Source organism: Cellulomonas denverensis (assembly GCF_012396125.1).
Taxonomy (GTDB): Bacteria; Actinomycetota; Actinomycetes; order Actinomycetales; family Cellulomonadaceae; genus Cellulomonas; species Cellulomonas denverensis.
Genome location: NZ_JAAXOX010000001.1, coordinates 800,490 through 814,144, shown reverse-complemented (window position 1 = coordinate 814,144; position 13,655 = coordinate 800,490). Strand labels below are relative to the sequence as shown.

The following is a 13,655-nucleotide window of genomic DNA, read 5'->3' as shown; positions in this document are numbered from 1 at the left end:
CGTCGGGCCGGCCGCCGGAGCTGGAAGGCGTTCGCCATGACGACCACCCCCGTCCTGTCCCCGCCGGTGAATCTGCGTGACCTGGCCGGTACCCCGGTCGCCGGCGGCACCGTCCGTCCCGGGATGCTGTGGCGGGCCGACGACATGTCCTGTGTCACCGAGGAATGGGCCACCCAGGCGGTGTCGGACGGCCTGAGCCACGTGGTGGACCTGCGCTCGGCCGCCGAGGCGGAGGCCACCGGGCGCGGGCCGCTGGGTCGGCTGCCGGTCAGCTACCACCACGTGCCGATCTTCGACACGGTCGGGGGCGGCGGTGGCGCGGACCAGGACGTCCTGGCGCAGCTGGCCCGGGTGGACGTGACCGCGGTCGGCCGGGCCTACCTGACCATGCTGCGGGAGAACGCCCCGGCGATCGTCGCCCTGCTCGGGATGATCGCGGCGGCCTCCGGGGTGACCGTGGTGCACTGCGCGGCCGGCAAGGACCGGACCGGGGTGCTGGTCGCCTCGGTGCTGACCGCCCTCGGCGCCGAGCAGGACACCATCGTGGCCGACTACGGCCGCACCGCCGACAACCTGCACGCGATCTACAGCCGGATCATGTCGGTGCACGGGATGTCCGCGGAGATGCTGGACGGACCGCAGGCGGCCGCCCTCGCCGCGCTGAGCCGGGTCCCGGTGACCGATCTGCCGCCGATGATGGGTGCCGACCCGCGCTCGATGGCCGCCATGCTCGACCTCGCCCGGGAGGAGGACGGTGGTCTGGAGCAGGTGCTGCGCGCCGGTGGGCTGACCGACGGCCTGGTCACGGCCCTGCGGCACCGCCTGGTCGACCCCCGCGGCTGAGCGGGCGGGACCGGCCGGGCTCGCCTAGCGTGGAACCCCAGCAACGAGGGAGGAATCCGCGATGAAGGCGAAGAGCGCGTTCGTGGTCGGTGCCGCACTGGGCTACGTGCTCGGCACCCGCGCCGGCCGGGCCCGGTACGAGCAGATCAAGGGCTGGACCTCCAGCCTGTGGCACGACCCCCGGGTGCAGTCCAGGGTCGACGACCTGGAGACCGGCGCCGCGCAGTTCGCCAAGGAGCAGGCCGGTGCGCTGAAGGACAAGGCGGTCGACGCGGTCAAGAGCACCCTCTCCCGCACGCCCGAGCCGGAGGTGCGCAGCACGCCGCCGGATGGCACGACGCGGTCCGGGTCGCTCGGCGGCTGACCGCCACTCCCGTCAGCGGCCCGCCACGGCGGGACTCACCGGCCGGCCATTCCGCTCAGCGGAGTTGGTCGGCCGGTGCCGCGTAGTGCATCGGCCGCGGGTGCGCCCGGGCGACCTGGGCCACGCAGTCGGACAGGTGGTCGTAGACGTCGTCGTGGACGTAGGCGGGCAGGCCCTGCGCCAGGTCTTCGGTCAACGGCTCCGGCACCGCGGGGTCCGGGTAGTCCTCGTCCCGGGCCCAGTCCGGCTTCATCGCATAGGCGACCCGGCCGTAGCGGCGCAGCACGTCCAGGTCACGATCGGCGGCGGCCCACTCCTCGGCGGGCAGTGCCGCGTCGTGCAGGTGGGTGTGCAGCAGGTCGCAGAACCGCTCGAAGTCGCGGTCCCAGTTGATGTTGCCGTTGTGCTGCGCCTCCTCCGCCAGGGACTGCACCGCACGGAGCAGTTCGCCCTGCAGGACGGTGCAGCGGCCGTGCTCCGGCACCAGCTCGGTCCAGATGCTCTGGCACTCGGTGCTGAACCGGGGGCGGTAGCCGGGGTGGACCTGGTCGCCGGGGGCGGGGAGCGGCTGCGGTTCCTGACGACGCAGACGATCGAGGAAGGACATGCGGGCCAGCGTGCCTCACCGATGGGCCCGGACGCGAGTCCGGGCGGCTCCGGCGGGTCGGGTCGAGTACCCCGCCGGTGCCGCCCGGGTGGTCTAGATGACCAGACTGAGCAACAGGATCACGATCAGTGCGGTCACCGACAGCACACACTCCATCAGCGACCAGGTCTTGAACGTCTGGCCGACGGTCATCTTGAAGTACTCCTTGACCAGCCAGAATCCCGCGTCGTTCACGTGGCTGAGGAACACCGACCCGGCGCCGATCGCCAGCACCATCAGGGCGACGTGGCTCGGGGACAGGCCCTCGGCGAGCGGCGCCACGATCCCGGCGGCGGTGACGGTCGCCACGGTTGCCGACCCGGTGGCGACCCGGATCAGCACCGCGACCAGCCAGGCGGCCAGCAGCGGGGAGATCGGCGCGTCGGCCAGGCCGTTGGCGATCACGTCGCCGACGCCGGTGTCCACCAGGGTCTGCTTGAAGCCACCACCGGCACCGACGATCAGCAGGATCCCGGCGATCGGCGCGAAGGAGGAGTCGACCAGCTTGCTGACCTGGCTACGGGTCCGGCCCTGCAGCGTGCCGAACAGCACCAGCGCGACCAGCGAGGTGATCAGCAGCGCCTCGAGCGGGGTGCCGATGAAGTCCAGCACCTGACCCACGGCGGTGTCCTCAAAGCCGATCGTCTCCGCCAGGGTCTTGGCGAGCATCAGCACCACCGGCAGCAGCACCACGGTGATCGCGATGCCGAACGAGGGGCGCTTGGCGTCCTCGTCCCGGTCGCCGGCGCCGAGGATCTCGGTCGGCGGGTCCAGTGGCACCCAGCGGCTCATCGGCTTGGCCAGGAGCGGGCCGGCCACCGCGACGGTCGGCACGGCGACCAGCAGGCCGAGGCCCAGGGTCAGGCCCAGATTGGCCTGCAGCGCGTCGATGGCGATCAGCGGTCCGGGGTGCGGCGGCACCAGGCCGTGCAGCGCGGACAGACCGGCCAGCGCCGGGATGCCGACCGCGATCATCGACAGCTTGGACCGCCGGGCGACCAGCATCACCACCGGGATCAGCAGCACCACGCCGACCTCGAAGAACAGCGGGATGCCGATGATGAACGCGGCGAAGGCCAGCGCCCACGGCAGTCGCTTGGCCGGAGTCTTGGCCAGGATGGTGTCGACGATCTGGTCGGCACCGCCGGAGTCGATCAGGAGTTTGCCGATGATCGCGCCCAGGGCGATCAGGATGCCGACCCCGGCGACTGTCGTGCCGAGCCCGGTGGTGAAGGAGGTGAAGGCGTCGGTGTAGGGCAGGCCGGCGATCACGGCCAGCACCGCGGCGCCGATCATCAGCGACAGGAACGGGTGCAGCTTCAGCCAGACGATCAGCGCCACCAGCACGGCGATGCCGATCACGGCGGCGGTGACCAGGCGGCCGGTGGAGGCGACCGGGCCGGCCTCGACGGCGGCGACCAGGAGTGCGGTGCTCATCAGGCGGTCCTCCGGGCCTCGATGCCGAGCTCACGCAGGGCGGCGTCCGCCACGGACTGCGGGGAGATCGCGATCGGGATCACCACGCCGTCCTCGTCGTCGCCGAGTCGCTGCAGGGTCTCGAACTGGGAGGGCAGCAGCGAGGGCGGCATGAAGTGGCCCTTGCGACCGGACATCCGCTCGCCGATCTGCTCGATCGTGCCGTCCAGGTGCACGAACCGCACCCGGCCCTCGGCCTCGCGCAGCACGTCCCGGTAGGCGACCTTGAGCGCGGAGCAGGTGACGATCGCGCTACGGCCGGCCCGGGTCTGCTCGGTCAGCCAGTCCCGGATGGCCTGCAACCAGGGCCAGCGGTCATCGTCGGTCAGCGGGGTGCCCGCCGACATCTTGTCGATGTTCGCCTGCGGGTGGAACTCGTCGGCCTCGGCGTACGGCCAGCCGAGCCGGTCGGCGAGGATCTGCGCGACGGTGGTCTTGCCTGACCCCGCGACCCCCATCACCACCAGGTGTTGGACGTCGGACATGGGTGACCTCCTCAGAACGTCATTGTCCGGGCGCTGTGTCCGGTGCCGGCCACTGTGGCACAAAAATACGATCTTTGGAACCCCATGGTCATACCAGAACCGAGGCCCGGTTGGTCGGCACCGAGGTGACCCTGGCATGCTCGGCGGAGCCCCGCGCGGCGGGGTGCGACCGTGCAGGTGGGCCCGCAGGCCCGGAACAGGAGTCAGCCGTGCCTGAGGTGTTGCACAGCCGTGTGACCGACACTCTCGGTGCCGAGATCGCCTCCGGGCAGCCGGCCGCGGGCCAGGTGCTCACCCTGGAGGGCATCCAGCAGCGGTTCGGCATCTCGCGCACCGTCGCGCGGGAGGCGATGCGCTCGCTGGAGCACCTGGGACTGGTCACCTCCCGGCGCCGGGTCGGCCTGGTGGTCCGGCCCGCGCGGGACTGGGCGGTCTTCGACCCGCAGGTGATCCGGTGGCGGCTGGCCGGCCCGCACCGGGTGGCGCAGCTCCGCTCGCTGACCGAACTGCGCGCCGCGATCGAACCGGTCGCCGCCGCCTCGGCCGCCTGGAACGCCGACGGTGCACAGGCCGACCGCCTGGTGGACCTGGCCGCCCGGCTCCGGCACCTCGGTGAGGCCGGCGTGACGGAAGAGTTCCTGGAGGCGGACATCATGTTCCACCACCTCGTGCTCGCCGCCAGCGGGAACGAGATGTTCCAGGCGCTCACCGAGGTGGTCGCCGAGGTGCTGGCCGGCCGCACCCGGCACGGCCTGATGCCGCACCACCCCCGCGAGGAGGCGCTGGCCGCACACGAGGCGGTGGCGGCGGCGATCCGGGCCCGCGACCCGGAGGCCGCGGAGCAGGCGATGGGCCGGATCACCCGGGAGATCCGCGCGGCACTGAACGAACTCGCCTGACCGCGCCCGGCGCCGCGGGGCCCGCGCCCGCGGCTGAACCCGACCTCCCTGGCCGTCGCCGGCCGGGGCTCCGGAACCGGCGCCGGACCTGACCTCGCCGCGCCCTGACCTGCCGGGCCGGCCCCTGCCGGACCTTGTGGCGCTCGTCCGCCGCGCCGAACTCGCCCGAATACTCGAAACCGACCCCGCTCCCCGTCCCCGTCTCACCGAGGTTGCACGAATGCACGCCTCCCGGCCCCGGAAGCGTGCATTCGTGCAACCTCGATGAGGAAGCCGGGCCCGAGGGAGGGTCGGGGAGCAGGGAGCGAGGGCTGGGCGGGCGGTGCGCGTCAGGGGCGCGGCACGTTGCGCAGGTTCGACCGGGCCATCGACATCACCTCGGCCATGCCGCCGCCCAGGATCTCCTTGCTCATCGCGGCGGTGAAACCGGTGACCTGCTGGCGGGTGATCTTCGGCGGCAGGGACAGCGCCCGCGGGTCGGTGACCAGGTCGACCAGCGCCGGGCCGTCGTGGCTGAACGCCTGGCGCAGCGCGGACCGGATCTGGGTCGGGTCCTCGACCCGCACCGCCGGGATGCCGACCGCCTGGGCAACCGCCGCGTAGTCGATCGCGGGTGAATCGGTGCCGAAGCTCGGCAGCCCGTCCACCAGCATCTCCAGCCGGACCATCCCGAGCGTCGCGTTGTCGAACAGGATGATCTTCACCGGCAGGTTGTAGTGCACCAGGGTGATCAGCTCGCCGAGCAGCATCGACAGGCCACCGTCGCCGGCGATCGCCACCACGTGCTTCTGCGGTGCGTCCCGGTCGTCCCGGGCGGCGAAGGCGGCGCCGATCGCGTGCGGCACCGCATTGGCCATCGACCCGTGCAGGAAGGAGCCGATCACCCGGCGCTTACCGTTGGGGGTCAGGTAGCGGGCCGCCCAGACGTTGCCCATCCCGGTGTCGACGGTGAACACCGCGTCCTCGGCGGCCTCCTCGTCCAGCAGCACCGCGGCGTACTCCGGGTGGATCGGGGTGTGGTGCTCGACGTCCTTGGTGTACGCGCCGACCACACCGGACATCGCCTTGTGGTGCTTCTTCAGCATCGAGTCCAGGAACCGGCGCGAGGTCTTGCGCTGCACCTGGGGCAACAGCAGCCGCAGCGTCTCCGCCACGTCGCCGACCACCGCCAGGTCCATCCGGGTGCGGCGGCCCAGCCGGGTCGGCTCGATGTCGACCTGGGCGGTGCGGACGTCGGCGGGCAGGAACTGGTCGTAGGGGAAGTCGGTGCCGAGCAGCAGCAGCAGATCCGCCTCGTCCATCGACGACTGCAGTGCGCCGTAGCCCAGCAGCCCGGTCATCCCGACGTCGTAGGGGTTGTCGTACTGGATGTGCTCCTTGCCGCGCAGGCTGTGGCCGACCGGCGCGCCGATCAGCTCGGCCAGCGCGATCACCTCGTCGTGCGCGTCCCTCACCCCGGCGCCGGCCAGGATCGTGACCTTCTTCGCCCCGTCGATCGCCTCGGCCAGCGCGGCGACCTCGGCGGCGTCCGGCACCACCCGCGGCGGCACCGGGCGGGTCAGCACGTCGGTGGCCGGCACCGGCGACTCCATGTCGGCGACGTCACCGGGCAGGGTGAGCACTGCAACCCCGGGCGCCCCGTAAGCGTGGTGGATCGCCGAGCGGATCACCCGGCCGGCCTGCACCGGGCTGGAGATCATCTCGGAGTACACCGAGCACTCCACGAACAGCCGGTCTGGGTGCGTCTCCTGGAAGAACTGGGTGCCGATCTGGGCGCTCGGGATGTGCGAGGCGATCGCCAGCACCGGGACCCGGTTGCGGTTCGCGTCGTAGAGGCCGTTGATCAGGTGCAGGTTGCCCGGCCCGCAGGAGCCCGCACACACCGCGAGCGTCCCGGTCAGCTCGGCCTCCGCGGCGGCGGCGAAGGCGGCGGCCTCCTCGTGCCGGACATGGACCCAGCTGATGTCCACCCCGTCCTTCTGCGCGCGGCGGACCGCGTCCACCACCGGGTTCAGGCTGTCGCCCACGATGCCGTAGATGTGCCGGGCTCCCGCCGCGACGATCTGCGCCACGAGTTGGTCGGCGATGCTGATGGTCCGTGCCACGGTCTGCTCCCTCGGTCTGCGGATGGTGGGCCCTGTTCCGATAGTCATCCCATGTTTGGCGCGCTGCCAGTCGGCTGGGTGTCTGGTCGGTCACGCCGAGGTGCCTCCACCCTGCCCCGCCCGGACGACCCCCGCCCGGCGAGCCGGTCCCGGACGGCGGAAACCATGGAGAAGAACGCCCGAACCGTCCGACCCTGAGCAGAAACTGTGTGCAGCGCCACATCGCGGGTTCGATAGTGGGACGCTCCGGGACGTGCGTGAGAACTCCTGGCAGAACGCCCTGCGCCACCGGCTGCTCGACTACACCCGGTGCCCCGACTGCGCCGCGCCCCTGACCGGCCCCGCCTGCACCCGGTGCGGCCTGCGACTCGACGGCGACGACGGCATCCAGCTCGCCGAGGTCGCCGACGCGGTCGCCGCCGCCCTCGGCCGGCACGACCACACGGTGGTCGAGGTGCGCGAGCGGCAGGGCCTGGTCCGGGCCGGCGAGGACGGGTCGGGCTGGCGGGTGGCGGATCTGCTGCCGGCCGCGGGGGAGCGCGGGGCGGAGCGGTCCGATGCGGGCACGGGCGGGCGGGGAGACGCGGTGCCGGATGGGCAGGGGCGCCCGGACGGCTGGGTCAGGTATCCGGGTGCGGGGGTCGCGCCGGGCGCGGGGGGCACCGGAACCCCGGGTGCGACTGGCGGGCCGGATCGCGCGCCCGGGGTGTCCGGCGGGCCGAGTGCGGAGGGTGCACCCGCTCACCCGGGCGGTGCGTCGGGAGGGTACGGCCACCCGGGCGCGGCTCCGGGTGCGGCGGGAGGTCCGGGGGCGGGTTCTGACCCGGGTGCGGCGGGAGGTCCAGGTGCTGCCGCGTCCTATCCGGGCGCGACGGCTGGTCCCGGTGCGGCGGCTGGTCCGAGCGCGGCCGCGTCCTTCCCCGGTGGGCCGGGAGCCCCGGGTGTAGCGGCGTCCTACCCGGGTGGGCCGGCAGCCCCGGGTGCGCCTGGTGGCCCTGGCCCGGCACCCCGCCCCGGCGCCGCGCCCTACTGGGCTCCGTACCCGCCGGGCCGCCCCGGGGCCCCGCCCCAGGCGGGCCCCTACCCGCCGGCCGGCCGCCCCGGCTACCCCGGCGGCCCGGTCCCGCCGCCCCCCGGTGTACCTGTCCCCGCCCCGGTCGACGTGAGCGCGATCTTCGCGCTGGCCGGATCGGCCATGTTCGCCGTCGCCGCCCTGGTGTTCGGCTTCTTCCTGGTGGCGGACAGCCCGTTCCTGCGCGCCGGGGTGCTGGTGCTGTCCACCGGGATGTCCGCGGCCGGGACCTGGCTGCTGCTGCGCCGCGGTCTGCGGTCGTCGGCGCAGGCGGTGGCGTGGCTGACGGCGGCGCTGGCGCTGGTGGACTGCTGGGTGCTGGCGTTGCTGGTGCACGGGCATGCGCGCCCGGTGGTGGCGGCGCTGGGGGTCGCCGCGGTGGTGGCCGGCGGGGTGCTGGCGGGCCGCCGGACCGGTCTGCGGGCGTGGGCGTCGCTGGTGGTGGTGCTGCCGGTGGTGCCGCTGCTGCTCGGCGCGGCGACCGGCGACGTGACCGGGTTGGTGGTCGGCATCGCGCTGGCCGCCGCGACGACGCTGGTGCGCCGGCCGTTCCGCGAGCGGGTGGCGTCTTCGGTGGGGGTGCGGACCCAGGCCGAGTCGATGGTGCTGGTCGCCTGGACGGTGCCGCTGCTGGGTCTGCTGCCGCTGTTCGTCACCGGGGCGGTGTCCCGGTTCGACCCGGGCAGCACGGTGTCGGACGGGGTGCCGGTGCTGGTGTTCGTGGGTCTGGGGCTCGGGTTGGCGGTGACCGCGGTGCTGACCGCCGTCCAGGCGTGGTCGGAGGGTGGCCGGTTCTGGCTCGGCATGGGCGGGTTCCTGCTGGTCGGTGCGGCGGCTGCGTTCGCCGCGGCGGCGCCGACCGGGGCGCTGGTGCCGGTGGCGGCCTCGGTGGTCTGGCTGGCGCTGGTGTCGGCGGGCGGGCGGTGGCGGAACGGTCCGCTGCACCGGGCCGCGGTGCTGGGCGGGGCGGTCGCCGTGCTGGTCAGTGCGGTGTCGGTGCTGGAGTCGACCGTCGCGGTGGCGGTGCTGGTCGAGCAGACCGCAGCGGCGCGGGTGCCGGAGCTGCTGCCGATCGGCGTGTTCGACGGTGATCAGGCGGGGCCGTGGCGGGCGCTGGTCGCGGCGGGCTGTCTGCTCGGGCTGTCCCTGCTGACCGAACGGCTGCGGCTGCCCGACCGGGTGGCGCGGGTGGTCATGCCCCCGGCGACCCCGATGTCGCCGCCGCAGTTCCGGCGCGAACCGCGCCCGGCGTGGGAGCGCACGGTGGGCCGGGTGCTGGCACCGGTGTCCGTCCTGGTGGTGGCCGGGATGCTGCCGGTGCTGCTGCGGCCGTGGTCCGGCGCCCTGCTGGCCGGCGAGCTGCTGGTCGCGGTGGCGCTGGTCGAGGCCGCCCGGCGGGTCCCGCGGCCCGGTCCGTGGTTCTCGATCCTGCTCACCGGTGCGGTCGGGCAGCTTGCGCTGCTGGCGATCCTCGGCTGGGTGTCGCGGCCGACGGCGCTGATCGCCGGTCTGGTGATCCCGGTGCTGGCGCTGCGCCTGCGCCGACTGACCAGCCCGGACCTGCGATGGGTGCCGGTGCTGGTGGCCGTGATCTGGCCGTCGCTGGTCGCGGCGGTGGCGCTGACCTGGCTGGAGTGGTCCGCTCCGACGATCGCCGGGGTGCTGGCCGTCGTGCTGGTCGCCCTCATGCTCGCGCTGACTCCGGCGCGCCGGGTGGACACCGGATCCTGGCTCGCCGTGCTGGTGGTCGCGGCGGTGCCGGTGACGGTGGCGTGCGCGACCACGCTGGCCGACCGGAGCTGGGCCGCCGGGTGGACCGCCGCCGCGCTCGCGATCGCCGAGGCCGTGCTGCTCGCGACCCGGACCCGGCCGGTCCCGGGGGAGCTGCGGGTGCTGACCGCGGCGGCGCTGCTGCCCACCCTGGTGGTCGCGGCGGTCAATGCCGGGGCGATGCTGCTGCCCGGATCGGCCTCCCCGGTGCTGCTGCCGGTGCTGGCCGTGCTGTCGGCGGTCGTCGCGGTCGGGGCGCCCGGGATGGGTGGCCTGCTGGCGCGCCGCGGCATCGCCTCCGCCCGGATCGCGTTGGAGTGGTCGGCGCTGGGCACCGGCGCGGCGATCCTGGTCGTCGCGTGGGCGTGGCCGACCACGGGTGCGGACACCGTGCTGGTGGTCACCGCCGTGCTGGCCGCCGGGGCGAGTGCGGTGGCGGCCCGCTCCGACCGCCGGCCGGTGTGGTGGGTGGCGGCGGCCCTTTGGAGTGGGGTGCTGTGGACCGCGCTGGCCTGGGGCGGGATCGGCCTGGTCGAGGCGTACACCGTGCCGCCCGCGCTGGCCGCGGTGCTGGTCGGCGGCTGGCTGACCCGCCGCCGCCCGGAGCGCTGGTGGCCGCTGGCCGCGTCCGGGCTCGCGCTGCTGGTGGTCCCGACCCTGGTCCTGCTGTTGGCCGGCCGGGAGATCGACATCCGGGCGACCGTCCTGCTCGCCGGTGCCGCAGTGCTGGCCGGGCTCGCGTTCTGGCTTGGCCGTCCTCGGCTGCGCCCGGTGTTCGGCGCGCTGACCGACCCGCTCGCCTGGGCCGCGGGGGCCGCCGCGCTGGCCGGTCCGGTCCGGGCGGTGTGGCTGGCGGTCGACACCCCGTGGGCGACCGAGGCCCGCAACGCCGCGGTCTTCGGTGCGGCCCTGGGCTGGGCGGTGATCGGCGCGGCACTGCTGGCCCTGGCCGGGCTGCTGCTCACCGCGCGCCGCGCGGCCGCCTGGCGTCCGTGGTCGTCGGCACCGGCGCTCGCGGCGTTCACCATCGCCGGCCTGAGCGCGGTCCGGCCGACCTGGACCGTGGTCTGGGTGGCGCTGGCGCTGGAGTTGGCCGCCCTCGCGCTGACCGTGCTCGCGGTCCGGCCCGGCGGGCGGCTGGTGCTGCCACCGGCCTGGTTCGGCTGGCTGATCGCGGTGGCCTGGGCGATCGGTGGCTGGAGCCTGCGCGAGCTGCGGGTCGAGGTCTACGCGCTGCCGCTCGGGCTCGGACTGACCCTGGCCGGTCTGCTGGCCCTGCGCGCCGGGGACGACCGCCCGGGACCGCGCGCCTGGCCGGTCGGGTTCCGCGGCTCGATGGCCACCCTGGCACCCGGTGTCGCCGCCACGCTCGGCCCGTCGCTGCTGGCGATCTGGACCGACCCGGTCACCTGGCGGGCGATCCTGGTCGTCGCGCTGTCCCTGGTGTTCATGGTCGCCGGTGCCCGCGAGCTGCTGCGCGCACCCCTGGTGATCGGGTCGGTCACCCTGGGCCTGGCGGTGCTCAGCGTCTTCGGCACCCAGCTCGGCAGTGCGATCTCGGCCGGTCCGTGGCTGCTGACCCTGCTGTCCGCGGGCGGGCTGCTGCTGGTGCTCGGGATCTACGCCGAACGCCGCAAGCCCGCCGAGGGGGAGGCGCGACCGGTGCTGCGCTGACCGGGTTCAGTCCAGGTCGTCGAGCCCTGCCCTCAGCATGTCCTCGATCTGCACCAGGTACCCCGGCAGCCAGTCGCCCTGGTACCGGCGCGGCCGCACCTCGACCCGCATGATCAGCGCCAGGTAGACCCGGCAGAACGCCAGTCGGCGCCGGATCTCGGGCCGGTCGAGCGGCAGGTCGCCGCCGGCCTCCCGGTACCCGGCGGCCAGGTTCGGGTCGACGTCGGGCCGGAACGGGTCGCAGCCGATCAGGTCGAACAGCGGGTCGCCCCAGAACGCCCGCTCCGGGTCGATCACGGCGGTCAGCGCGCCGGTGTGTGGGTCGATGAACTGGTTGCCCGGCCACAGGTCGGCGTGCACCAGCGCGGGGCGCTCGACGGTGGCCAGGTCCTCCCGGTACCGGGCGAGGGCGGCGCGCACCCGGTCGGCGGGGACCGGCACCGACCAGTCGGCGGCGTCGGCGAGCACGGCCTCGATCATCGCGGTCAGGGTGTCCGGCCAGGTGTCGCCGCGCAGGGAGTCGGGCCCGGAGGGGTAGCCGTGGTACTCGCCGGTGTGCCGGTGCAGAGCGGCCATCAGCCGGCCGACCCCGGGGTTGCGGACCGCCGCGGTCGCCCGGGCCAGGTCGGGCTCGGAGTCGGCGCGCACCCCCTCGGCCCAGGTCGCCACCACCAGATCACCGGGCAGGTGCTCCCGGCTGAAGTCGGTGAGCAGCGGGCGGGGCATCAGCAGGGCCGGGTCGTCGACCGCCTCGGCGTACACCAATGCCTCGGTGCGGATCAGATCGTGCTCGTAGCGCAGCAGGCTGTCCTCCTGCGCGGGGGCGGTCTTGGCGACCACCCGTCGGCCATCGGCCAGGTCGACCCGGACGCTGGTGGCGAACATGCCACCGGCGAGCTGGGTCAGCCCGGTCACCGGTCCGAGCGGCTCCAGGGCGCGCAGCAGGCCGGTGCGGGTGTCGGCGTCGATCGGTGGGGTGCGCAGGTCGTCGGGCACGCCGGTCACGGTATCGGCCCGGCGCAGGGTCAGTGCGGGGCGACGGTCCCGGTCTCCATCGGGGTGGCGCCGGCGCGCAGCGTGCGCAGGGCGGCCAGCACCGCGACCACGGCCAGCACCCCGGAGCCGAGCACCACCAGGTACCCGCCGTGGGACCCGTGCGCGTCGATCACCGGACCGGCGATCGCCGACCCCGCGGACACCCCGACCCCGAGCGAGGTGCCGACCCAGGTCAGGCCCTCGGTGAGCCGGGCCCGCGGCACGAAGCTCTGCACCAGGGCGTTGCCGTTCACCAGGGTGGGGGCGATCGAGAACCCGGTGACGAACATGACCACGGCCAGCGCCACCATGGTGTGCGCGAGCACGAACAGTGCGGTGCCGAGCACCAGGGCGACGGTGCCGATCGCGAACCGGATCCACAGCGGGCTGGCCCAGTGCCGGGCGCCGTACAGCAGGCCGGAGATCAGCGACCCGCAGGCGAAGATGGCCAGCAGCACGCCGGCCAGTCCCTCCCGGCCGTGCTCGGTGGCGAAGGCGACGGTGGAGACGTCGGTGGCGCCGAAGATCGAGCCGATCGCGATGAAGACGATCGCGAGCACGATCATGCCGGGGTTGCGCATCACGGAGCGGCGGGGCGCGGCGTCGGCGCCGGTCGGTCGCGGGGTGGCGGGCGGTTCGGTGCCGCGCTGGGACAGGAACCAGTAGCCGCCGACCACCATGCCGATCACCGGCACCACCAGTCCGGCGGCCGGCGCGACGCTGGTGGCCAGGGTGGTGGCGAGCACCGGCCCGACCACGAACACCAGCTCGTCGGCGGCGGACTCCAGGGAGTAGGCGGTGTGCAGCTCGCGGCCGTCCTGCACCAGGTGCGACCAGCGGGCCCGGACCAGCGCTCCGAAGGACCCGATGGTGGCGCCGACGATCACCGCGAAGACGAACAGGATCCACGACGGTGCCCCGGCCAGTGCGGAGAGGATCAGCGCGATCAGGCCGGTGGCCGAGATCGCGACCGCCGGCCGCATGATCCGGGCCTGGCCGTGCAGGTCGACGAACCGGGCGATCTGCGGCGAGCACACCGCCTGGGCCAGCACGTACACCGCCGAGACGCCGCCCGCCAGCGAGTAGGAGCCGTACAGCGCCCGGATCATCAGCACGATGCCGATGCCGACCATGGACATCGGCAGTCGCGCCACCAGCCCGGCGGCGGAGAAGTTCAGTGCGCCAGGACGGGACAGGACGACGCGATAGGGACCCACGGTCCCAGTCTGGGGTACGGCGCCGACACCGGCCGAATCGTTTCGGGGGCGCGGTCGTCGCCGCCACGC

General features: G+C 74.2%; 10 protein-coding genes. 4 read left to right on the top strand and 6 right to left on the bottom strand.

All coding sequences use genetic code 11. The features are described from left to right. The first annotated feature begins 36 nt into the window (after positions 1–36). Positions 37–843: a tyrosine-protein phosphatase gene (locus HGA03_RS03695; protein ID WP_168628813.1), complete on the top strand. Its 807-nt coding sequence runs from the start codon at positions 37–39 to the stop codon at positions 841–843. A gap of 61 nt (positions 844–904) precedes the next feature. Then, entirely contained in the window at positions 905–1,207 is a 303-nt protein-coding gene (locus tag HGA03_RS03690) for a YtxH domain-containing protein (RefSeq protein ID WP_168628812.1), read from the top strand. 55 nt (positions 1,208–1,262) lie between these two features. Here HGA03_RS03690 and HGA03_RS03685 read toward each other — a convergent pair whose 3' ends face one another. The 3 genes from HGA03_RS03685 to HGA03_RS03675 form a co-directional block, all read right to left on the bottom strand. Further along, positions 1,263–1,814: a hypothetical protein gene (locus tag HGA03_RS03685; protein ID WP_168628810.1), complete on the bottom strand. Its 552-nt coding sequence runs from the start codon at positions 1,812–1,814 to the stop codon at positions 1,263–1,265. A gap of 93 nt (positions 1,815–1,907) precedes the next feature. Next, entirely contained in the window at positions 1,908–3,290 is a 1,383-nt protein-coding gene (locus HGA03_RS03680) for a GntP family permease (RefSeq protein WP_168628809.1), read from the bottom strand. Then, positions 3,290–3,814: a gluconokinase gene (locus tag HGA03_RS03675; protein WP_168628808.1), complete on the bottom strand. Its 525-nt coding sequence runs from the start codon at positions 3,812–3,814 to the stop codon at positions 3,290–3,292. Before HGA03_RS03675 ends, HGA03_RS03680 begins: the two co-directional genes overlap by 1 nt. Before the next feature lie 233 nt (positions 3,815–4,047). Between HGA03_RS03675 and HGA03_RS03670 the strand changes: the two genes are divergently transcribed. Beyond that, on the top strand, positions 4,048–4,713 hold the full coding sequence (locus HGA03_RS03670; RefSeq protein ID WP_239073586.1) for a FadR/GntR family transcriptional regulator: 666 nt from the start codon (positions 4,048–4,050) through the stop codon (positions 4,711–4,713). Between the two features lie 329 nt (positions 4,714–5,042). On the opposite strand, the gene HGA03_RS03665 is transcribed toward HGA03_RS03670, so the two are convergent. Then, on the bottom strand, positions 5,043–6,818 hold the full coding sequence (locus HGA03_RS03665; protein WP_239073587.1) for a pyruvate dehydrogenase: 1,776 nt from the start codon (positions 6,816–6,818) through the stop codon (positions 5,043–5,045). Between the two features lie 1,162 nt (positions 6,819–7,980). Here HGA03_RS03665 and HGA03_RS03660 point away from each other — a divergent pair. Beyond that, positions 7,981–11,334 (top strand): SCO7613 C-terminal domain-containing membrane protein, encoded by a 3,354-nt coding sequence (locus tag HGA03_RS03660; protein WP_168628805.1) that lies wholly within the window; start codon positions 7,981–7,983, stop codon positions 11,332–11,334. Between the two features lie 6 nt (positions 11,335–11,340). Here HGA03_RS03660 and HGA03_RS03655 read toward each other — a convergent pair whose 3' ends face one another. Together HGA03_RS03655 and HGA03_RS03650 are read right to left on the bottom strand one after the other, a co-directional pair. Continuing rightward, complete coding sequence (locus HGA03_RS03655; RefSeq protein WP_168628804.1) at positions 11,341–12,330, bottom strand: phosphotransferase family protein; 990 nt, start codon at positions 12,328–12,330, stop codon at positions 11,341–11,343. Positions 12,331–12,359: 29 nt separating this feature from the next. Next, a complete protein-coding gene (locus HGA03_RS03650) occupies positions 12,360–13,586 on the bottom strand; it encodes an MFS transporter (protein WP_239073588.1) in 1,227 nt (408 codons plus the stop codon). Positions 13,587–13,655 lie beyond the last annotated feature (69 nt).